Source organism: Streptomyces sp. ADMS, assembly GCF_033441795.1.
In the GTDB taxonomy this organism is placed as follows: domain Bacteria; phylum Actinomycetota; class Actinomycetes; order Streptomycetales; family Streptomycetaceae; genus Streptomyces.
The window spans coordinates 33,315-53,634 of sequence record NZ_JAVFVX010000011.1; the positions used below are offsets into that span (position 1 = coordinate 33,315).

The 20,320-nt window shown below is 70.5% G+C and carries 21 protein-coding genes; 12 read left to right on the forward strand and 9 right to left on the reverse strand.

The window, feature by feature from the left end; all coding sequences use genetic code 11:
- Window positions 1–40 precede the first annotated feature (40 nt).
- On the reverse strand, window positions 41–358 hold the full coding sequence (gene clpS / locus RB628_RS07510) for an ATP-dependent Clp protease adapter ClpS (RefSeq protein ID WP_318319507.1): 318 nt from the start codon (window positions 356–358) through the stop codon (window positions 41–43).
- Between the two features lie 181 nt (window positions 359–539).
- On the opposite strand from clpS, the gene RB628_RS07515 reads away from it, so the two are divergent.
- Both RB628_RS07515 and RB628_RS07520 read left to right on the forward strand, forming a co-directional pair.
- The gene (locus RB628_RS07515) at window positions 540–1,880 is read left to right on the forward strand and encodes a nicotinate phosphoribosyltransferase (protein ID WP_318319508.1); all 1,341 of its coding nucleotides are present in this window, start codon (window positions 540–542) and stop codon (window positions 1,878–1,880) included.
- Between the two features lie 131 nt (window positions 1,881–2,011).
- Window positions 2,012–2,596, forward strand: coding sequence for a nicotinamidase (locus RB628_RS07520; RefSeq protein ID WP_318319509.1), 585 nt, complete (start codon window positions 2,012–2,014; stop codon window positions 2,594–2,596).
- Between the two features lie 22 nt (window positions 2,597–2,618).
- On the opposite strand, the gene RB628_RS07525 is transcribed toward RB628_RS07520, so the two are convergent.
- The 3 genes from RB628_RS07525 to RB628_RS07535 all read right to left on the reverse strand — a co-directional run bounded on the left by RB628_RS07525 (window position 2,619) and on the right by RB628_RS07535 (window position 6,011).
- Window positions 2,619–3,098, reverse strand: coding sequence for a pyridoxamine 5'-phosphate oxidase family protein (locus RB628_RS07525; protein ID WP_318319510.1), 480 nt, complete (start codon window positions 3,096–3,098; stop codon window positions 2,619–2,621).
- 79 nt (window positions 3,099–3,177) lie between these two features.
- Window positions 3,178–3,531, reverse strand: coding sequence for a hypothetical protein (locus RB628_RS07530; RefSeq protein WP_318319511.1), 354 nt, complete (start codon window positions 3,529–3,531; stop codon window positions 3,178–3,180).
- 122 nt (window positions 3,532–3,653) lie between these two features.
- The gene (locus tag RB628_RS07535; protein ID WP_318319512.1) at window positions 3,654–6,011 is read right to left on the reverse strand and encodes an immune inhibitor A domain-containing protein; all 2,358 of its coding nucleotides are present in this window, start codon (window positions 6,009–6,011) and stop codon (window positions 3,654–3,656) included.
- Window positions 6,012–6,367: 356 nt separating this feature from the next.
- Here RB628_RS07535 and RB628_RS07540 point away from each other — a divergent pair, with 356 nt between their 5' ends.
- A complete protein-coding gene (locus tag RB628_RS07540; RefSeq protein WP_318319513.1) occupies window positions 6,368–6,646 on the forward strand; it encodes a hypothetical protein in 279 nt (92 codons plus the stop codon).
- An 87-nt stretch (window positions 6,647–6,733) separates the two neighbouring features.
- Here RB628_RS07540 and RB628_RS07545 read toward each other — a convergent pair whose 3' ends face one another.
- Window positions 6,734–7,387 carry an RDD family protein gene (locus RB628_RS07545; protein ID WP_318319514.1) on the reverse strand — a complete coding sequence of 218 codons (654 nt, stop codon included), beginning with the start codon at window positions 7,385–7,387 and terminating at the stop codon, window positions 6,734–6,736.
- Between the two features lie 144 nt (window positions 7,388–7,531).
- Window positions 7,532–9,004, reverse strand: a complete 1,473-nt coding sequence (locus tag RB628_RS07550) for an RDD family protein (protein ID WP_318319515.1) — start codon at window positions 9,002–9,004, stop codon at window positions 7,532–7,534.
- Window positions 9,005–9,328: 324 nt separating this feature from the next.
- On the opposite strand from RB628_RS07550, the gene RB628_RS07555 reads away from it, so the two are divergent.
- Window positions 9,329–9,817, forward strand: a complete 489-nt coding sequence (locus RB628_RS07555) for an SsgA family sporulation/cell division regulator (protein WP_318319573.1) — start codon at window positions 9,329–9,331, stop codon at window positions 9,815–9,817.
- Between the two features lie 35 nt (window positions 9,818–9,852).
- Here RB628_RS07555 and RB628_RS07560 read toward each other — a convergent pair whose 3' ends face one another.
- Window positions 9,853–11,259 carry an FAD-binding oxidoreductase gene (locus RB628_RS07560; RefSeq protein ID WP_318319516.1) on the reverse strand — a complete coding sequence of 469 codons (1,407 nt, stop codon included), beginning with the start codon at window positions 11,257–11,259 and terminating at the stop codon, window positions 9,853–9,855.
- A gap of 92 nt (window positions 11,260–11,351) precedes the next feature.
- Between RB628_RS07560 and RB628_RS07565 the strand changes: the two genes are divergently transcribed.
- A complete protein-coding gene (locus RB628_RS07565) occupies window positions 11,352–12,728 on the forward strand; it encodes a tetratricopeptide repeat protein (RefSeq protein ID WP_318319517.1) in 1,377 nt (458 codons plus the stop codon).
- Between the two features lie 38 nt (window positions 12,729–12,766).
- Here RB628_RS07565 and hppD read toward each other — a convergent pair whose 3' ends face one another.
- Window positions 12,767–13,912: a 4-hydroxyphenylpyruvate dioxygenase gene (gene hppD / locus RB628_RS07570; RefSeq protein WP_318319518.1), complete on the reverse strand. Its 1,146-nt coding sequence runs from the start codon at window positions 13,910–13,912 to the stop codon at window positions 12,767–12,769.
- A 136-nt stretch (window positions 13,913–14,048) separates the two neighbouring features.
- On the opposite strand from hppD, the gene RB628_RS07575 reads away from it, so the two are divergent.
- The 7 genes from RB628_RS07575 to RB628_RS07605 all read left to right on the forward strand — a co-directional run bounded on the left by RB628_RS07575 (window position 14,049) and on the right by RB628_RS07605 (window position 19,209).
- Window positions 14,049–14,525, forward strand: a complete 477-nt coding sequence (locus RB628_RS07575; protein ID WP_318319519.1) for an Lrp/AsnC family transcriptional regulator — start codon at window positions 14,049–14,051, stop codon at window positions 14,523–14,525.
- Between the two features lie 27 nt (window positions 14,526–14,552).
- Window positions 14,553–15,200: an ABC transporter permease gene (locus RB628_RS07580; RefSeq protein ID WP_318319520.1), complete on the forward strand. Its 648-nt coding sequence runs from the start codon at window positions 14,553–14,555 to the stop codon at window positions 15,198–15,200.
- Window positions 15,193–16,515 (forward strand): ABC transporter ATP-binding protein, encoded by a 1,323-nt coding sequence (locus tag RB628_RS07585; RefSeq protein WP_412180608.1) that lies wholly within the window; start codon window positions 15,193–15,195, stop codon window positions 16,513–16,515. The genes RB628_RS07580 and RB628_RS07585 overlap by 8 nt, the downstream gene beginning before the upstream one ends.
- Window positions 16,512–17,360 carry an ABC transporter permease gene (locus tag RB628_RS07590; protein WP_318319521.1) on the forward strand — a complete coding sequence of 283 codons (849 nt, stop codon included), beginning with the start codon at window positions 16,512–16,514 and terminating at the stop codon, window positions 17,358–17,360. Before RB628_RS07585 ends, RB628_RS07590 begins: the two co-directional genes overlap by 4 nt.
- Window positions 17,357–18,328 carry a glycine betaine ABC transporter substrate-binding protein gene (locus RB628_RS07595; RefSeq protein ID WP_318319522.1) on the forward strand — a complete coding sequence of 324 codons (972 nt, stop codon included), beginning with the start codon at window positions 17,357–17,359 and terminating at the stop codon, window positions 18,326–18,328. Before RB628_RS07590 ends, RB628_RS07595 begins: the two co-directional genes overlap by 4 nt.
- A 91-nt stretch (window positions 18,329–18,419) precedes the next feature.
- Complete coding sequence (locus RB628_RS07600) at window positions 18,420–19,007, forward strand: helix-turn-helix domain-containing protein (protein ID WP_318319523.1); 588 nt, start codon at window positions 18,420–18,422, stop codon at window positions 19,005–19,007.
- A 13-nt stretch (window positions 19,008–19,020) separates the two neighbouring features.
- Complete coding sequence (locus tag RB628_RS07605; protein ID WP_318319524.1) at window positions 19,021–19,209, forward strand: hypothetical protein; 189 nt, start codon at window positions 19,021–19,023, stop codon at window positions 19,207–19,209.
- A 201-nt stretch (window positions 19,210–19,410) separates the two neighbouring features.
- Here RB628_RS07605 and RB628_RS07610 read toward each other — a convergent pair whose 3' ends face one another.
- The gene (locus RB628_RS07610; RefSeq protein WP_318319525.1) at window positions 19,411–20,202 is read right to left on the reverse strand and encodes a S16 family serine protease; all 792 of its coding nucleotides are present in this window, start codon (window positions 20,200–20,202) and stop codon (window positions 19,411–19,413) included.
- Window positions 20,203–20,320: the final 118 nt, after the last annotated feature.

A 20,320-nucleotide genomic window follows, 5' to 3' on the forward strand; every position in this document is an offset into this window, starting at 1 on the left:
CGCCGAGCCGACCCGGAGGACACCCCCTGAGGTGAGTTCGCTACTTCCGGTCCTGCTGGAGAGTGGCCCACAGACCGTAGCCGTGCATCGCCTGCACGTCGCGTTCCATCTCCTCGCGACTGCCGCTGGAGACGACCGCCCGGCCCTTGTGGTGGACGTCCATCATGAGCTTGGTGGCCTTGTCCTTCGGGTAGCCGAAGTACGTCTGGAAGACGTACGTCACATAGCTCATGAGGTTGACCGGGTCGTTGTGGACGATGGTGACCCACGGGACGTCGGGCTCGGGTACGGCGAAGGTCTCCTCCGCCGACTCGGTGCGTTCGATCTCTACGGGAGCGGGTGACGTCACACTGCCCATGCTGCCACCAGAAGGGGGTCACGGGCCAAACGGGCTCCGCGGCGGGCTCACTCGCGACCAGTATTCGTCAAAGTGACGAAATGGGGGTAGCATCCCGTCACACGCAGCACTTCCCGGGGGACAGCCCCCGGACCCCCGGCCTGCACCGGGGAGACCCGAAAGTCACGGCTAGGAGGCTTCAGTGGACGTAGCGGACCTTGGGCTGCCGGTGGACGTTCCCTCGACGGCGCTCTTCACGGATCACTACGAGCTGACGATGCTCCAGGCCGCCCTGAAGGCGGGCACCGCCGACCGGCGGTCGGTCTTCGAGGTCTTCACCCGGCGGCTGCCGGAGGGCCGGCGCTACGGCGTCGTCGCGGGAACCGGGCGCGTGCTCGACGCGGTGGAGAACTTCCGGTTCGACGCGGACGTCCTCGGCTTCCTGCGCGAGCGCCGGATCGTCAACGAGGAGACCCTGGAGTGGCTTGCCTCGTACCGGTTCGCCGGGGACGTCTGGGGCTATCCCGAGGGCGAGGTCTACTTCCCGGGCTCACCGGTCCTCCGCGTCGAGGGCTCCTTCGCGGAGTGCGTGCTGCTGGAGACGGTGATCCTGTCCATCCTCAACCACGACTCCGCGATCGCGGCGGCGGCGTCCCGGATGGCCTCGGCCGCCGGTGACCGCCCGCTGATCGAGATGGGCGCCCGGCGCACCCACGAGCTGGCCGCGGTGGCCGCCTCCCGGGCCGCGTACGTCGGCGGTTTCGCGACCACCTCCGATCTGGCCGCAGGTTTCCGCTACGGCATCCCGACCGTCGGGACCAGCGCCCACGCGTTCACCCTGCTCCACGACCGCGAGCGGGACGCCTTCCAGGCCCAGGTGGACTCGCTGGGCCGCAACACGACGCTGCTGGTGGACACCTACGACGTCGCCGAGGCGGTCCAGGCGGCGGTGGAGGTCGCCGGGCCGGAGCTGGGCGCGGTGCGCATCGACTCCGGGGACCTGCTGCTGGTCGCGCACCGGGTGCGGCAGCAGCTGGACGCGCTGGGGGCCGAGCGGACGCGGATCATCGTGACCTCGGACCTCGACGAGTACGCCATCGCGTCGCTGGCGGCGGCGCCCGTGGACGCGTACGGCGTCGGCACCCAGCTGGTGACGGGTTCCGGCCACCCGACATGCTCGATGGTCTACAAGTTGGTGGCCCGCGCCGAGTCCGCGGACCCGAAGGCTCCGCTCCTCCCGGTGGCGAAGAAGTCGAGTGGCGGCAAGACGTCGGTCGGGGGCCGGAAGTGGGCGGCCCGGCGGCTCGACCGGGACGGGATCGCGGAGGCCGAGGTGATCGGTACGGGACCGGTGCCCGCCGAGCTGGCGGACCGGCAACTGCTGGTCGAGCTGCTGAAGGGCGGCCAGGTCGTCGCCCGCGAGGCGCTGGACGTCGTACGGGACCGGCACGCCGCCGCGCGCGCCAACCTGCCGCTGTCGGCGACCCAGCTGTCGCGCGGGGAGGCCGTCATTCCTACGGAGTACCTGCCCGTGCGCGCCTGACACCCCGGGGAACAGGGGCAACGGGCGTCCGAGCCCGCCGTTGCCCCGATTACCCCCTCCCGAAGCGGTGCCGAAGTCTCTAGGCTCGGAAGTTCACCTGTTCACACACCGGCAGTCGAAGGACACCGACCATGCGCCGCGCCTTGATCGTCGTAGACGTGCAGAACGACTTCTGCGAGGGAGGCAGTCTCGCGGTGGCCGGGGGTGCCGACGTGGCCGCCGCGATCACCGAGCTGATCGGGCAGGCCCCCGCCGGATACCGCCACGTCGTGGCGACCCGCGACCATCACATCGCCCCCGGCGGACACTTCGCCGACAACCCCGACTTCCGCCACTCCTGGCCCGCGCACTGCGTGGCCGGCACGGAAGGCGTCGGCTTCCACCCGAACTTCGCCCCGGCGGTCGCCTCCGGCGCGATCGACGCCGTCTTCGACAAGGGCGCGTACGCGGCGGCCTACAGCGGCTTCGAGGGCGCCGACGAGAACGGGGTCACGCTGGCCGACTGGCTGCGGGCCCGCGAGATCGACGAGGTGGACGTGGTCGGCATCGCGACCGACCACTGCGTCAGGGCCACCGCCCTGGACGCGGCCCGCGAGGGCTTCCGTACGCAGGTGCTGCTGGACCTGACCGCCGGAGTGGCCGAGGAGACGACGGAACGGGCACTGGAGGAGCTGCGGGCGGCGGGCGTGGAGCTGTCAGGCAAGCCGGTGGTGTAACCCGTGCGCCCGCAGCCTGGCGTCAGTCGCCCCGGACCAGCCACTTCCCGTCGCGCATCAGGTCCCGGCCGGTCATCTCGGGCACCGTTCCCCACGCCTGGATCACCTCCGGGGTGACCTGGAACCAGACGTACGAGGGGCCGCTCTCCCGGGGGTCCCAGCCGTCCTTCGCGGTGAACGCGTCGCCGACGCCGGCCGGCAGTTCCCCGCCGGTCAGCATGCGCGCGGTGCCGTGGACCAGGACCACGTCCCGGGTGTGGCCGAAGCAGAGCCGTACCCGGCCCGAGGTCCGCAGGTTGCGGCCGGTCGGGTTGGTGTCGCGGGTGGACAGCCACACCGTCTCGCCGTCCCACCAGAAGGTCAGCGGGACGAGGGTGGGCTCGCCGGTGGCATCGGCCGTGGCGACCCATACGTCGATGTCCTTCGCGAGCCGTTCCAGCGCCTCGCGCGTGCGCTGTTCGATGCTGCGGGGTCCGCCGGTGGGAGAGTCAGCTGCAGTCATGCGGCGAGGTTATGGCGTACGCCGCCCGGTCACATCGTGCGAGGGGACTACGTCGGAGGGCGGAGGCCCCCGGAAGGCGTCAGACCCGTGCCGTGGGCCTCCTCAGCAGCGACCTGATCGGATGCCAGAGCTCCGTGCGCTCCAGTGCCGGCGGGACGCTGTTGTCCGGGGCCGTACGCCATATCAGGCCGTCGGGATGGTGCAGGACCGCCGTGATCTCGTCCGGGGTGGGCGGGGCCGCGTTGCCCCGGAGGTAGACCGCGCGCAGGCCGAGGTTGCGCAGCCGGGTCAGGGCCCGGGCGCGGTTCTGGGCCAGCACCAGGACGCGTACTCCGTCCAGTCCCGCCGCCGTGGTCGGGGCGGTGGGCCTGGGCAGGTTCAGTGCCACCACCACGCTGCCACTGGGCAGCTTGCAGAAACCTCCTACGGCCATGCGGTCACATCCCCCGTGGGACTCGGTGTCAATAAGAAAGTCACAGGAGGCACCTAAACACGATCGGCCGCGACCCGCCAGGGGGTCACGGCCGATCACGCTCTGAGCTGCGAATACGTGGATTACTTCACTGCGGGGCCGACCTGGACCGAGATCGTGGAGCCGTTGCGGGCCTCCCTGACGATCTTGATCTTGGTGTTGGTGTCAGTGATGTTCACGCCCGCCAGCGGGTTCGCCGCGTCGTAGTACGTGGAGGTGTGGTCGTTGAAGGTCGACACGCCCTTCTGCGAGGCGACCTTCGTGAGCACGTCCGCCTTGTGGAGACGGAGCGCGTCCGTGCGGTACAGGCTGAACGGGGAGTCGTAGGACTGGATACGGCTGCGCATCAGCGTGCCGTCCGCCCACTTCAGCGGGGTCGGGTGCGCGTCCACCGGGAGGAGCAGGCCGGCACCCGGGTGCGAGGTAACGTTGTTGTCCTTCTGGGAGGTGTCCCACTTCCAGATCAACAGGCCGTTCTGGTACGGGAAGTGCTCCACCCAGGACGGACGGGTCGTCGAGAAGCCGAAGTTGTACGGGCCGACCTTGAGGGTCTTGTCGTACGACACGTACTGGCGGTTCTCGGCGATGTAGTACTGCGGGTAGTCGTCCGTGATGGCCGCGCCGATGCGCGAGAAGCCCTTCGTCGTCCAGGCCGCGTCCGCGCTCTCCGCGTTGTCGGCGAAGACCGTGGCGCCGTCGGCGGTGACGGTGATCTCGTCGGCCGTGAAGCCCATCTGGGAGACGCCGCCGTCGGACGTGTAGCGGAAGCGCAGGTCGAACTTCTGGCCCGCGTAGGCGTCCAGGGAGTACGCCAGCTTCTTGTACGCGTCCACCGTGCCGGTGAGGGCCGGCTTGCCGCTGCCGTCGCGCGTGATGGCCTCGCCGTCGACCGTACCGTCGAGGGGCGTGTAGGTGGCGCCGCCGTCGGTGGAGACCTCGGTGTAGAGGTAGTCGTAGTCGGCCTCGATGTCGTACCAGCCGTCCAGGGTCAGGGTGGCCGAGGACTTGCCGGTGAGGTCGACCGAACGGGTCAGCGTGTTGGAGAGGTTGTTGTCGCTGCCGCTCCACCACTGGGTCTCACCCTGCGCCGGGGCGACGATTTCGGTGGTGACCGTCTTCTCGGGCAGCTCGACGACGAGCGCCTGCGCGTTCCTGGTGTTGTACTCGGCGACGCCCAGCGTGTGCTGCGACTTCGTCGCGGCCTTCGCCGTGTCGTAGTCGAGCCAGCCCAGCTGGAGCTTGTCCCAGGCGGTCATGTCACCGGGCAGGTCACCGATGTTGTCGCCACCGGTGCCGAGCCAGGAACCGGACGACATCAGGGTCCAGAACCCGGTCGAGTTCTCACCGGTGTTGGTGGTGTCGTAGTGGTCCGGCAGACCGAGGTCATGGCCGAACTCGTGGGCGAAGACGCCGAGTCCGCCGTTCTCGGGCTGGATGGTGTAGTCGCCGACCCAGATGCCGGAGTCGCCGATCTGCGCGCCGCCGAGCTGGTTGCCGGCGGGGCCGGTCGAGCCGGCGTCGGTGCCGAACGCGTACCAGCGGTGGGCCCAGATGGCGTCCTCGCCCTGGGCGCCGCCGCCCGCGGACTCGTCCTCACCGGCGTGCACGATCTGGAAGTGGTCGATGTAGCCGTCGGACTCGTTGAAGTCGCCGTCGCCGTCGAAGTCGTAGCGGTCCCACTGGTCGTACTCGGCCAGCTGCGCCTTGATCTCCGCGTCGGTCGCGCCTGCTGCCTCCTGCGCCGCGACCCAGGCGGTGACACCGTCCCGGACCGCGTACCAGGCACCGTCGTTCGCCAGGTTGGATCCGTAACGGGCCTCGTTGTAGGGGACCTTGACCCAGTCCGAGACGGTCCCCTCGATCGAGTAGCGGCCCGAGGACTGCTTCTCGTAGTACTTCTTCATCGACTCGACACCTTTGCCGGTGCCGAAGTAGAGGTCCTGGAAATGCTCGGTGTCGTAGTCCGCCTGCCAGGCCGTGCTGTTGTCCTGGGTGCGGTCCGGCTCGGCTATCTCGTTGTGGAGCGGGCCGACCGTGCCGCCGTAGCGGCTGTCTATCTGGTCGCCGAACTCGACCAGGATCGTGAAGATCTTGTCGGTCTTCTCCCGGCCCAGTTCGACGTACTTGCCCTTGCCCTTGCCGCTCTGCAGCTGCACCACCTGCGAGCCGTTGCGGTTCTTGGCCGTGGCTTCGCCGGAGATGACCTGGTTGAGGGCTTCCTCGCGCTGGGCCTCCTGGGTCTTGCTGAGGGGGCCGTCGAGGTCGTGCTCGGCGTGCTGGTGCTCCGCCGGGTCGTGCCGGTCCGCGGCCGGCACGGCCGCGGCGCCCGCACCGGAGCCCGCGTCGGCCTCGGCGACCGCCAAGGTGGAAAGGGTGGCGGCGGCTGTGGCGAGTGCCACGCCGACGGCCGCCGTTCTGAACGTCCAGGGTCTGCTGGTCACTTGAGGTCCTCCCCCGCGTCCGTCCGCGCGGATGGGGGGTTCCTGGTTCGGAAGCTGTCCGCGGGCGGTATACGCGTGTAGTCAAGTGACGCAATTTGACTAGAGGTTCGGAGAAAAAGACAGATCTTGACTTGGACAGGTCAAGTACGTTACCGGCGCGCGGGCGCGTCCACTTGGTGGACGTCATGACTCCGTGCGCCCCCTGTGCTCCGGAGCCGTGTGTTAGGTCACGCTTACTGCACGTTCCAGTCGGGCATGGACGCGATTAGAGTCGGTCGGCGGATCGCCGGATGTCCGGTGGAAAGCCAGGCCGACACGCTCCCCTCACCCCCGAATCCAACGAGGACTCGATTGCCATGCCTCGTCAGACCGCGCCTCGTCCGACCGTCGCACAGCTCGCCTACGGTTCGTGCACCGTGATTCTCTCGACGCTCGCCATGCTGCTGCTGTCTCAGACGAGTTCGGGCCCGGGGGTCGCGCTGATCGCCCTCGCGGGGCTCGTCCTGGGGCTGCTCGTCGCCCTGACCGTGCCCCGGCCCAAGCCGTCCCGCGGAACCTCACAGGTCGTCGCCTCGTCGGTCGCCACGGCGCCGCGCGAACGCGTCCCGGTGCGGGCCTCCGTACAGCAGGACTGAACCACCCCCCTTGCTCCGCAACGGCGGTTGGGCGGGGCCTGCATCACGCAGGCCCCGCCCAACCGCCGTTGTCGTCCCGGGAGTCGGTCAACCCGTGCTGACCACCACCGTCTTGGCCGCCTTGTCGTGCAGCCCCTGCTTGTACGGCTTGTCGAAGAAGCTCCAGCCGCCGGCGATCGCCGTCCAGATGCAGGCGCAGCAGAACGCGAACGGGATCCACAGCACGAGCGACCTGATGAGCGTGGTCTGCACGGAGGGCGTGGCACCGTTGTCGAGGTTGGCCACCCGTAGCCCGAGCCACTTCTTGCCGAGCGTCTGCCCGGTCCGGGACATCATGATCGTGTCGTACGCGATGTAGAGCACGGCGGCGATGAACGCCTGGCCGAGCGAGCGGCCGTACTCGATCTCGTCGCTGTCGACCCCGTACTCGTTGACGTTGAAGCCCCAGGTGAGCAGCCAGACGACGATACCGACGAGGATCATGTCGATGAGCCGCGCGAGCACGCGCCGGCCGCCGTCGGCGAGCGGGGGCATGCCCGCGAGGGGGTCGGCGGCACCGCCGTACGGATCACCGCCGCCGCCTCCGTACGGCGGCGGGCCACCCCCTCCGTACGGCGAGCCGCCGGAGGGGCCTGAGCCGCCGTACGGATCGCCCGAGCCGTACGGCGGAGGCGGTGGCTTCCTGAACGGGTCGTCGTCCGGTGGCTGCTGACCGGAGCCGGGGGGCGGTTGGCTGCTCATGGCCCGAGTGGACCGCGAACCGTCCGGCTCCGCATCCGGCGAGGGGCCGTCCGGGGTACCGAATCAGGTGATCCGTGCGTCGTATCCGGGCGACCCGCGTCGAACGTACAGCCGTCGGTCAGCCGTACGTTCGACCGTGTGGCCTCAGCCCGCCACGAAGGTGTGCGCCGCCTTGTCGTGCCAGCACTGGCGCCACGGGCGGTCGAACAGGCACCACAGGACACCCACGACGCCGATGCCGAGCAGCCCCGGGACGCTGTAGACGAGCCAGCGGCGCAGGGCCCCGCCGAACGACGGCGGCTCGTGGCCCTCGATGTCCCGGACCTCCAGGCCGACCAGCTTCTTGCCGAGGGTGCGGCCCCACCTGGCCGTGGGCCAGGCCTCGGAGAGGATGCCGGCCAGCAGCAGCACGGCCAGCACGATGCCCAGGTACAGCCCGGTCGTGCCGTCCAGCAGCCAGACGGTCACGGTCTCGCCGGAGAGCTTGGCCGCGTCGATCTTCCCGGTGATGTGGTCGACGGCCATGGTGCCCAGCGGCACGGCGGCCGTGGCGGTGAGGGCGCCGAGGACGACGGTGTCCACGAGCCGTGCGGCCAGCCGCCTGCCGAGGCCCGCCGGACGGGCCGACGCCTGCCTTCGGGCGGCGGCCTGGAACACGTCCTCGACGGGTGGCTTCCAGGGCGCGACGCGCTGCTCTCCGCCGTCGTCGGGCCCGGCCAGGCGGTGCACCTGCTGGGCCCAGGAGGGCTGGCCACCGCCGACTCCGGGGGCCATGGGCGCACCGGCGGCGGGTGCGTTCTGCTGGGGGACGGCCGGGGTCGGGGGCAGCAGGGCGGGGTTCGCGCCCTGGGCCGCCGCCGCGCGGGCCGCCGCGGCCTTGCCGGCGCCGAAACCGGCGCCGCCGCCGGGTGCGGACGCGGGTGCCGTGACCGGGCCCTGCACGCCCTCCGGCGAGCCCGTGCTCCCCGGCTGCGCGCCGCCCGCCCCGCCTTCGCGCCCCGTGCGCGGGGAGAGCGCACGGAAGGTCATGGTGCCCTCGGAGGGGACGGGGCCGTGGGTGCCGGGAACGCCTCCCTCCGCGCCGACGGCGGCCGGTCCCGGGGTGGGCCGGCGGAACACGAACGTGCCCGACTCGGGCACGTCACCGGCGTCGGGCTCCGTCGGCGGGATCGTCGCCGTGCCGTCCGTCCGGGCCGACCGGCCGTCCGGCCGCACCGGGGGCTCGTTCGCCGTCCTGGGGTCGGCCGCCCTCGATTCGGCCGCCTGGGCCGGTGAGCCCCAGGAGACATGGCGGTCCCGGTCACCGCCGAAGCCGGACTGATGGGAGCGGTCGGCGCCCCAGGCGGACGCCGGTTCGGGCCGGCTGCCGTGCTGGGCCTGAGCCGGGGTCGCGCGGCGCGGCTCGGCGGCCCCCGACCGCGGGTCCTCGTCGAAGAAGTGCGGCCCGGTCTCCTCGACCCGCGCCGCGCCCGGCGCGCCGTCGGACGGCGCCGGGCGGCTGGTGCCCGGCACCCAGGCGGTGCCGTTCCAGAACCGGACATATCCAGGAATGGACGGGTCCGGGTAAAACCCTTCGCGGGGCCTGTCGTCACCGGGGGCCGGGGATGGGGCGCTCATGTCCGTCGTCCCGTATCTGCTCGGGGGTCATTTGGGGTGCCCCACATCTATCAGACCGGCGCCCGCCGCTGGGCCGGTGCGGTCATACAGCCCCCGTTCGGGCACGGTCCGGCTTGCCATCTGCTACACGACGCGGCCGTTCCGCCGGCGGACAGGGGCCATCCGTCGCGACCGCTCCGACACCGTCCGTAGAAAACTTCTCCGAAAACTTCTCAGAACCCGCGTAATGCTGACGCCTCCCCGCCCTCTCTCCTCGTACGGGCCCGATGCGGGCCCCGCACGACGCGTTCGACGAGAGAGGAAGTACCCGCCATGAGCCACGCGATGAACACCGTGGTGGAACGGGAACTGGAGCTGCAACTCATCCTGTCGCCGGAGCGGAGCATCCCGGTGCCCGCCCGCCTCACCTACCGCACCAACGATCCGTTCGCCGTCCACATCGCCTTCCACATCAGCTCCGAGAACCCCGTGCACTGGACGTTCGCCCGCGAACTCCTCGTCGAGGGGGTGTTCAGGCCGTGCGGTCACGGTGACGTCCGGGTGTGGCCGACGAAGGTCGCCGGGCGCAGCGTCGTCCTGATGGCACTGAGTTCACCCGCCGGAGACGCCCTGCTGGAGGCACCCTCCGCCCAGGTGTCGGCGTGGCTGGAGCGCACGCTGCGGGCGGTCCCCCCGGGCTCTGAGGCCGCGCAGCTCGGCATCGACGACGGCCTCGCCGAGCTGCTCGCGCCCACGACGGGCTGTCACGACGAACTGTGGCTGCGCGACCCGTGGCCGTCGGACGAGTCGCAGGACGGGGAGGGATACGTATGACCGGTACGGCACCTGTGACGCGTACCGCGCGTCGCTCAGAACAGCTTGCCCGGGTTCAGGATGCCCAGCGGGTCGAAGGCCGCCTTGACCGCCCGCTGCATCTCCACGCCCACCGGGCCCAGCTCGCGCGCCAGCCACTCCTTCTTGAGGATGCCGACGCCGTGCTCCCCGGTGATCGTGCCGCCGAGTTCCAGGCCGAGGGCCATGATCTCGTCGAAGGACTCGCGGGCCCGCCGGGACTCGTCGGCGTCCTGGGCGTCGAAGCAGACCGTGGGGTGGGTGTTGCCGTCGCCGGCGTGGGCGCAGACCCCGATGGTCAGCCGGTACTTCTCGGCGATGGCCTCGACCCCCTCCAGCAGCTCACCGAGCCGCGACCGGGGTACGCACACGTCGTCGATCATCGTCGTGCCCTTGACCGCTTCAAGCGCGACGAGGCACAACCGCCTTGCCTGGAGAAGGAGTTCGGACTCGGCGGCATCGTCGGCGGGGACCACCTGGGTCGCTCCGGCCGCCTCGCAGAGGGCGCCTACGGCGGCCAGGTCGGCGGCGGGGTCGTGGGTGTCGAAGGCGCAGAGCAGCAGGGCCTCGGTGGTCTCCGGCAGTCCCATGTTCGCCAGGTCGTTCACGGCCTTGACGGTCGTACGGTCCATCAGTTCGAGGAGGGACGGCACGTGACCGTCCTCCATGATCCGGCACACGGCGTCGCACGCGGCGGCGGCCGAGGCGAACTCGGCGGCCAGCACCAGCTGCCGGGGCGGCTGCGGCTTCAGCGCGAGCACCGCCCGTACGACGATGCCGAGCGAGCCCTCCGAGCCCACGAACAGTCGGGTGAGGTCGTATCCGGCGACACCTTTCGCGGTCCGCCGCCCGGTGGACATGAGCCGTCCGTCGGCGAGGACGACGTCCAGCCCCAGGACGTACTCGGCCGTGACGCCGTACTTCACGCAGCACAGCCCGCCCGACGCGGTGCCGATGTTGCCGCCGATCGTGCACATCTCCCAGCTGGAGGGGTCCGGCGGGTAGCACAGGCCGTGTTCGTTGACCGCGCGGGAGAGTGTGGCGTTGATGACGCCGGGCTCGACGACGGCGATGCGGTCGACCGGGTTGATCTCCAGGATCCGGTCCATCCTCACCAGCGACAGCACGATGCAGCCCTCGGAGGCGTTGGCCGCGCCCGACAGTCCGGTGCGGGCGCCCTGCGGGACGACCGGGACGCGCAGTTCCGTGGCGACGCGCATGACGTGCTGGACCTGTCCGACCGTACGCGGCAGGACGACGACGGCCGGGGTTCCGGCCTCGCAGAAGCTCGCCATGTCGTTCGCGTAGGCGGCCGTGACGTCCGGATCGGTGAGCACCGCCTCGGCCGGCAGCTCCGTGAGCAGCCGGTCCGTGAGGTTGCCCTGCGCTCCGTCGGGTGCGGCTTGGATACGGCTCATGATCACAGCGTCGCACCCGGGGCCATCGGTGTGAACCCCGTCCGCGAAGAGCTTTCGGTACGGGAATCCGGTCGTCGTACTGACGCACAGTGAGCGCCATGGAGATGGAGAGAGTCCCTGTTCGTGTCCTCCCGCGCCCGTTGACCGCCGCACTCGCGGGGTGTGCGGTACTCGGCGGCGCGCTGATGCTGTTTCCCCCGGACCACCCTGCCCCGGCACCGTCGCCGGGTCCGGGGGCCCGGGCGGAACTGGCGGTGACCGCCGGGGCGCCCGCCGCACTGCCCGACCTGGCGGTGTTCATCGGCGACCGTGAGGCGTTCGTACGCACCCATCCGCGTGACGGGCAGGCGTGGGCGCAGCTCGGCTCGGCCTATGTGGAGCGCGGGCGGCGGACGGCGGACGCGGCGGACTTTCCGAAGGCGGAACGGGCGCTGCGTACGTCGGTGAAGGTGCGGCCGGCGCACAACGCGGAGGGGCTCGGCGGGCTGGCCGCGCTGGCGAACGCGCGCCGTGACTTCCCGGCCGCCCGGAAGTGGGGGGAGGCGGCGCTGCGCCAGGCGCCGAATCGCTGGACGTCGTACCCGCCGCTGCTCGACGCGTACACGGGCCTCGGTGACTACAAGGCGGTGCGGCGGACACTGGAGCGGCTGCAGGGGCTGCGTTCCGGTGCGGCGGTGCCGGCGGTGATGGCGCGGGCGGCGGGCGTGTACCGGGACCAGGGGCGGCGTGAGGACGCGCAGGCGGCGCTCACGGACGCTGCGGCACGGGCCACGACTCCGGCTGAGGAAGCCGAATGGCTGCACCAGGCGGGTGAGTTGGCCTGGGAGCGCGGCGAACCGGCCGACGCGCTCAGGCACTTCGGGGCGGCCCTGCGTCTCGACCCGGGACTGGGGGCCGCGCGGGCGGGCGAGGGACGGGCGTTGGCGGCGCTGGGGCGGACGCGGGAGGCGGTGGACGCGTACCGGGCGGCCCTCGCCGGACAGCCGTCCCCTCAGTACGCCCTGGAGCTGGGTGAGTTGTACGAGTCCCTGGGGCGGTCCGCGGACGCGCGTGCGCAGTACGCCGTGCTGCGGGCCCGGGTCGCGAAGGAGCGGGCCGGTGGCGTGGACGGCGAGTTGCTGCTCGGGCGGTTCGAGGCGGACCACGGGGACGCGGGGTCAGCCGTACGGCGGCTGCGGGCCGAGTGGGCGCGGCAGCCGGGGCTCGATGTCGCGGACGCGCTGGGCTGGGCGTTGCACCGGGCGGGCAGGGGGGAGGAGGGGCTCGGCTGGGCGAAGCGGGCGACCGACAAGGAGCACGGCGGCGAGGTGCGCAGCGCGCCGTACGTGTACCACCGGGGCATGATCGAAAGGGAGTTGGGGCTGACGGGGCCCGCGCGCCGGCATCTGGAGGAGGCGCTGCGGATCAACCCGTACTTCTCGCCGGTGGGGGCGCCGGCGGCGAAGGAGGCGGTGCGGGAACTGGGGACGTTGTAGGCCTCGGCGCCCCCGCCCGTACGCCTGTCAGCTGGTGATCACAGGTTGCCGCGCCTGTCCTGCTCCCGTTCGATCGCCTCGAAGAGGGCCTTGAAGTTGCCCTTGCCGAACCCCATCGAGCCATGCCGTTCGATGATCTCGAAGAAGACGGTCGGACGGTCCTGGACCGGCTTGGTGAAGATCTGGAGCAGGTAGCCGTCCTCGTCACGGTCGGCGAGGATCTTCAGCTCACGGAGGGTCTCGACGGGGACGCGGGTGTCGCCGACCCACTCCCCCAGGGTGTCGTAGTACGAGTCGGGCGTGTCGAGGAACTGGACCCCGGCCGCCCGCATGGTCCGTACGGTCTCGACGATGTCGCTGGAGTTGAGGGCGATGTGCTGGACGCCCGCGCTGCCGTAGAACTCCAGGTACTCGTCGATCTGGGACTTCTTCCTGGCGAGGGCGGGCTCGTTGATCGGGAACTTGACCTTGAGGGTGCCGTCGGCGACGACCTTCGACATCAGCGCGCTGTACTCGGTGGCGATGTCGTCGCCCACGAACTCCTTCATGTTCGTGAAGCCCATGACCTTGTTGTAGAAGCCGACCCACTCGTTCATGTGGCCGAGTTCGACGTTGCCCACGCAGTGGTCGATCGCCTGGAAGGTGCGCCGGGCGGGCGGTTCGACGAGCGGGGCCGCGGCGGCGAACCCCGGGAGGTACGGGCCGTCGTATCCCGTGCGCTCGACGAGGGTGTGGCGGGTCTGGCCGTACGTGGCGATCACGGCGAGGACGACCGTGCCGTGCTCGTCCTTCAGCTCGTACGGCTCGGCCAGTGGGCGGGCCCCGTGCTCGACGGCGTACGTGTACGCGGCGCGGGCGTCCGGGACCTCGATGGCGAGGTCGATCACGCCGTCGCCGTGTTCGGCGACATGGCCGGCGAGGAAGTGGCCCCAGGTGGTGGCGGGCCTGACGACCGAGGTGAACACGAACCGGGCGGAGCCGTTCTCCAGTACGTACGACGCCGTCTCGCGGCTGCCCGTCTCCGGTCCGGAGTAGGCGACGAGCCGCATGCCGAAGGCCGTGGAGTAGTAGTGCGCGGCCTGTTTGGCGTTGCCCACGGCGAAGACGACCGCGTCCATTCCCTTGACCGGGAAGGGGTCTGCCTGCCGGACGGTGTCGGGAGTGTGGTGTGTGGTCTGCGTCATAGCCGCAGCCTGGTCCTGCCACGGCAAGATGCGCAACAGTTTGCGCTGAGGCTGGACATTCTGCTCAGCTGAGTGCCCGTACGTGCGGGCTTTCCGTACAGGATGACCACCTGGTCGAAAGGCTTCGGAGGCTGCTGTGGCGATCGACGAGCTGGACGGGCGGATCATCGTGCTGCTCGCGCGGGAGCCGCGGATCGGCGTACTGGAGATGTCCCGGCGGCTCGGGGTGGCGCGGGGGACGGCGCAGGCGCGTCTCGACCGGCTTCAGTCGAATGGCGTCATCCGGGGGTTCGGGCCGCAGGTGGACCCGGCGGCCCTCGGCTACCCGGTCACCGCATTCGCGACGCTCCAGATCCGGCAGGGTCAAGGGCCGGACGTACGGGCCCACTTGGCGTCCGTACCGGAGGTGCTGGAGCTGCTCACGACCACCGGCAGCGGGGACATGCTGTGCCGGCTCGTGGCCCGCTCGAACGCCGATCTCCAGCGGGTGATCGACCGGGTCGTCGGTTTTGATGGCATCGTCCGGGCCGCCACGGCGATCGTCATGGAGAACCCCGTTCCGCTGCGGATCATCCCGCTCGTGGAACAGGCGGCCTCGGAACACGGCGACTGAACCGAGAACGGCTGGAGGGCGATGGCGGTGAGCTTCTGGGAGTACCTCGGAAACCGCCATCAGCAGCTGCTCACGGACGCGTTCCAGCACGCCAGTGCCGTCTTCCAGTGCATGGTCGTGGCGACGGTCCTCGGCGTGGCGCTCGGTGTCGTCACCTACCGGAGCGAGTGGGCCGGCAACCTGGCGACCACGGCCACGTCGACGATCCTGACGATCCCCTCGCTCGCGATGATCGGCCTGCTGATCCCGGTCCTGGGCCTGGGAGTGGCCCCGACGGTCGTCGCCCTCACCCTCTACGGCCTCCTCCCGATCGTGCGCAACGCGATCGTGGGCCTGCGAGGGGTCGACCCCTCGCTGGTGGACGCGGCGAAGGGCATCGGGATGTCCCGGGCGGCGCGGCTGGCCCGGGTGGAGCTGCCGCTGGCCTGGCCGCCGATCCTGACCGGAATCCGGGTCTCGACGCAGATGCTGATGGGCATCGCGGCCATCGCCGCCTATGCCTCCGGACCGGGTCTCGGCAACGAGATCTTCCGTGGCATCGCCTCGCTGGGCAGCAGGAACGCCCTGAACCAGGTTCTCGCGGGCACGCTGGGGATCATCGTGCTCGCGCTGCTGTTCGACGCGGTGTACGCGCTCGTCGGGCGGCTGACGATTCCGAGGGGGATACGTGTCTGAGACCACCTTGACCACCGGGACTACCGGGACCACCGGGACCACCGGGACGGGTACCCACGGTGCCACGATCGAGCTGGAGAACCTCTCCAAGAGGTACCCCGGAAGCCCTGGGCCGTCCGTCGACAACGTCTCGATGGAGATCAGGGCGGGCGAGACCGTCGTCTTCGTGGGCCCGTCGGGCTGCGGGAAGTCGACGACGCTGAAGATGATCAACCGGCTGATCGAGCCGACGGGCGGCCGTATCCGCATCGGCGGCGAGGACGTCACCGACATGGACCCGGTGAAGTTGCGTCGCAGGATCGGGTACGCGATCCAGTCGTCCGGTCTCTTCCCGCACATGACGGTCGCCCAGAACATCGCGCTCGTACCGAGGATGACGGGCTGGCCGGCGGGCCGGATCAAGGCGCGGGTGGAGGAGATGCTCGACCTGGTCGGCCTCGACCCCGGCGAGTTCCACGACCGCCATCCGCGACAGCTGTCCGGCGGCCAGCAGCAACGGGTGGGCGTGGCAAGGGCGTTGGCGGCCGATCCGCCGGTCCTGCTGATGGACGAACCGTTCGGCGCGGTGGACCCGATCACCCGGGACCACCTTCAGGACGAGCTGATCCGGCTCCAGCACGAGCTGCACAAGACGATCGTCTTCGTCACCCATGACTTCGACGAGGCGATCAAGCTGGGCGACCGGATCGCGGTCCTGCGCGAGCGCTCCCACATCGCCCAGTTCGACACCCCCGAGGCGATTCTGACCAACCCCGCCGACGACTTCGTGTCCGGGTTCGTGGGCGCGGGGGCGGCACTGAAGCGGCTGAACCTGACCCGCGTACGGGATGTGGAGATCACCGACTGTCCGACGGTGATCGTCGACGACCCCCTCCAGGAGATCTCCAACAAGCTCCGGTCCTGGGGATCCCTCCCAGGCCGTTCAGGCACCGGGGCAGGTGCGAACGAGATCCTGCTGCTCGACAAGCGGCGCCGGCCGTACAAGTGGCTGCGGCGGGGCGACCTGATGCGGGCCAGGGGTTCGCTGGCGCGGGCCGGGACGCCGGTGTCCGCCACGGTGACCCGGGACGCGACCCTGCGGGACGCGCTGGAGGCGGTGCTGACGGACAGCGCGGGGCGGGTCGCGGTGACCGGGCGGCGGGGTGAGTACGAGGGCGTCGTCGACATGGAGACCCTGATGAACTCCGTGCACGAACTCCTGGAGGCCGACCGGCTGAAGGCGGTTGAGGCGCAGCACGGGCTGGAGGCGGCGCGGACGGACCGGACACATGCCGAGCAGGAGGGGGACGAAGAGGGAGAGGGGGTGCGGGCGTGACCAGTACGACGGTGGACACGGACACGGACGAGGAAGATACGGACGCGGATACGGAGGCCGGGACCGAGACCGGCAGGACTCCGACGCCTGCTGCCAAGCCCCGTACCGCCAGGCTGGGTTGGCAGCAGCTGACCCTCCTGCCCGGGCTCCTTCTCGCCGTGCTGCTCGCCACCTGGCTGTGGTTCCGGCAGGCCGAACTGGACGCGATCTCCGAGAACGCGCTGTCGAACGGACAGGTACCGAAGGCCCTTCGGCAGCACGTTGAACTGACGGCGATCTCGACGTTCTTCGTGCTCGTCATCGCGATCCCGCTGGGCATTCTGCTCACGCGCAGGGCGTTCCGGCGGGCGACGCCGGTGGTGATGGCCGTCGCCAACGCGGGTCAGGCGACCCCGGCGATCGGTCTGCTGGCGCTGCTGGTGATCTGGCTGGGCATCGGCCGGAAGGCGGCGCTCATCGGCATCGTGGCGTACGCGGTCCTGCCTGTCCTGTCGAACACCGTCGCCGGCCTGAAGGCCAACGACCCGACGCTCCTGGAGGCCGCGCGGGGCATCGGCATGTCGTCGCCCGGGTTGCTGGCCCGGGTCGAACTCCCGCTGGCGGTACCGCTGATCCTCGCCGGCGTGCGCACGGCGCTCGTGCTGAACGTGGGCACGGCGACGCTGGCCACGTTCGGCGGGGGCGGCGGACTGGGCGTACTGATCACGACCGGGATCACCAACCAGCGGATGCCGGTGCTGGTGCTGGGCTCGATCCTGACCGTCGTACTGGCGCTGCTGGTCGACTGGCTGGCCTCACTGGCCGAACTGCTGTTGCGGCCACGGGGGCTGGAGGCGGGGGAATGAGACGACGGCGCTCTGTTCTCGCCGGGGCCGGGTGCCTGCTGCTCGTGGCGCTGGCGCCCGCCTGCGGTCTGACCAGCGGTTCCCCGATGGTCGACGACGTCGAGCCGGGCTCGATCGGCAGGGGCAAGCCCCTGAAGGGCGCCGAACTGACGGTGACGTCGAAGTCGTTCACCGAGAACCTGATCCTCGGCGCGATGATGGGCATCGCCTTCGAGGCGGCCGGCGCGGAGGTCCTCGACCGTACGGGCATCCAGGGTTCGTTCGGCGCGCGCGAGGCGGTGAAGAAGGGCGACGCGGACGGCATGTACGAGTACACCGGCACCGCGTGGATCACGTACCAGGGCAACTCCGAACCGATCGCCGACCCGCGCGCACAGTGGCGGGCGGTACGGGACGCGGACCTGAGAAACGGACTGACGTGGCTGTCCTCGTCGGCCCTGAACAACACCTACGCCCTGGCGACGAACCAGGCGAACTTCAGGAAGTACGGCACGAAGACGCTGTCCGCGGTGGCCGAGCTGGCGGTGGCCCGGCCGAAGGCGGTGACGCTGTGCGTGGAGGGCGAGTTCGCCAACCGCGCGGACGGCCTGCCGGGCATGCAGAAGGCGTACGGCATGGGTCTGCCCGCCGGGAACATCACGCAGATGGACACCGGGATCATCTACACGCAGGCGGCGAAGGGGAGTTGCACATACGGGGAGGTCTTCACGACGGACGGCCGGATCAAGTCGATGAACCTCGCGGTGATGGCGGACGACCGGAAGTTCTTCCCCAACTACAACGCGGCCCCGGAGATCAACTCGAAGACCCTGAAGAAGTGGCCGGCGATCGCGGAGGTCCTCGACCCGGTGACGGCGAAGCTGACGAACGCGGTGGCGCGGGAGCTGAACGCAAAGGTGGACGTGGAGGGGGAGGATCCGCATCAGGTGGCGCTGAACTGGATGCGGGCGGAGGGGTTCGTGAAGTAGCCGAGCCGCCACACTCGGAGATTCGACTTGCAAAGATAGCGTTGCAAAGAACTCCTTGCAACGATTTCTTTGCAACGCTACCTTTGTACGCATGCCGGAGCAGCCCGAAGAACTGACGCCCCATGTACTCGACGCCCGCTCACTTCGCGGTCTCGCCCACCCCCTGCGGATGCAGCTCCTGACCGCGTTGCGGCGCAGCGGGCCCGCCACCGCCTCCCAACTGGCCGCGAAACTCGGCGAGTCGAGCGGCGCGACCAGCTATCACCTGCGGCAGCTCGCCGTGCACGGCTTCGTCGAGGACGCGCCTGGGCACGGCAAAGGGCGGGAGCGCTGGTGGAAGGCCGCCCACGAAGGCGTGCAGTTCGACGACGCACTGCTCAGGGACCCCGACCCGGTTGTCCGCGGCGCCGCCGACCTGTTCCTCCACGAGGTCGCGAACAGCCACACCCGGGAGATCTCGACCTGGCTCGGCAATCCGCACGACTGGGCCGACGCGTGGAAGCGCTCCTCGGACCTCAGTGACATGACGCTACGGCTGACACCCGAGCAGGCCCTCGAACTGATCCACCGGATGCACGAACTCGTCGACAGCTACCGCGCCCAGGCCCCGGCCGAGGGCACCCCGGAAGCCGAGACGGTACGCGTCCACACCCACGTCTTCCCGACCCACACGACCTGAGAGGCCGCCGCCGATGCACCCCGAGCCCTACCTCACCCCCCACCACCTCCGCGCCGCCGGCCTCCGCGCCGAGGCCGACGCACACCGACTCGCCCTCGCCGCCAGACGCCCCGCGAAGGACCTGCGCACCCGCGTCGGCTGGACCCTCGTGGAACTCGGCCTGCGCCTGGCCTCCGCGCCGCCGAAGCCCGCAGTCGCCTAGTGCCGCGGCAGGCAACAGCCCGGCACCGGTCGCCCAGCCCCGATGCCGGGTGACTCAGTCGTCCCGGACCAGATGGGGCGACGCTCCGCGTCGCCACCCTCAGATTCGCTCCGCCACCGGGCTGAAGCCGATGCACCGCGAATGGACCTGGGTGAGGTGAAGCCAGGTGGGGCGGGCCGGGAGGTCGGACTGTGTACCGAGCTAACAACCAGGCACCTTCCCCCGCCCCGTCTCCAACGCCGCCAACGCCTCGATCGCACCCTTGAGCGTCGTCACCGGAATCAACCGCAACCCCTTCGGAAGATCCGACTCCGCATCCGAGCACTCCGCCTTGGGCACCAGGAAGACGGTCGCGCCGTCCCGCCGCGCGGCCTGCGTCTTCAGCGCCACGCCCCCCACCGCACCGACCGTGCCACCGGCGTCGATCGTCCCCGTACCGGCGATGGTGCGACCGCCGGTCAGGTCACCGCCCTCGCCGTCACCGTCGAGCTTGGCGACGATGCCGAGGGAGAAGAGGAGCCCGGCGCTGGGGCCGCCGACGTCGGAGAGCTTCAGGCTGACCCTGATCCTGCCGGAGTCCTCGTCCAGGTACTTCAGGGCCGCCTCGGCCGCCGCGTCCTGCGACTCCTTCATCTCGGCCGCGTTGTGCTCCTCGATCTCCCTGGTGCTGTCGCCGCTCGGGTAGACGGAGTCGCGCGGCATCACGGCCTGGTCGGTACGGAACCAGCCGTCGAGTACGTCCGCGAGGCTCACGCGAGTGTCCGGGCCGGTCGCCTCGATCGTCGTCATCCGCAGCTCGCCGCTCGTCTCACGGGTCGTCGCGCCGGTGATGGTGATGACCGGGTCGCCGTCGTTCTCACCGAGAACGTTCACCGTCATACCGGGCTGCGCCAGGGCGAACGGCAGCGGCGCGAACACCGCCGTGGCCAGCAGGGCCACGACGGGCAGGGCACAGACGGCGACGGCCCGGGGGCGCGTGAGGCGAGAGAGCACGAGGTCAATCTAACGTGGGGGCCGCTTCCGGCCAGGGGCGGCCGCCCTCCCCCTCGTCCACGACAGGCCCGGCAGTCGCCTGCCGCTCAGCGCAGCGCCTCGGACACTTCCCGCGTGG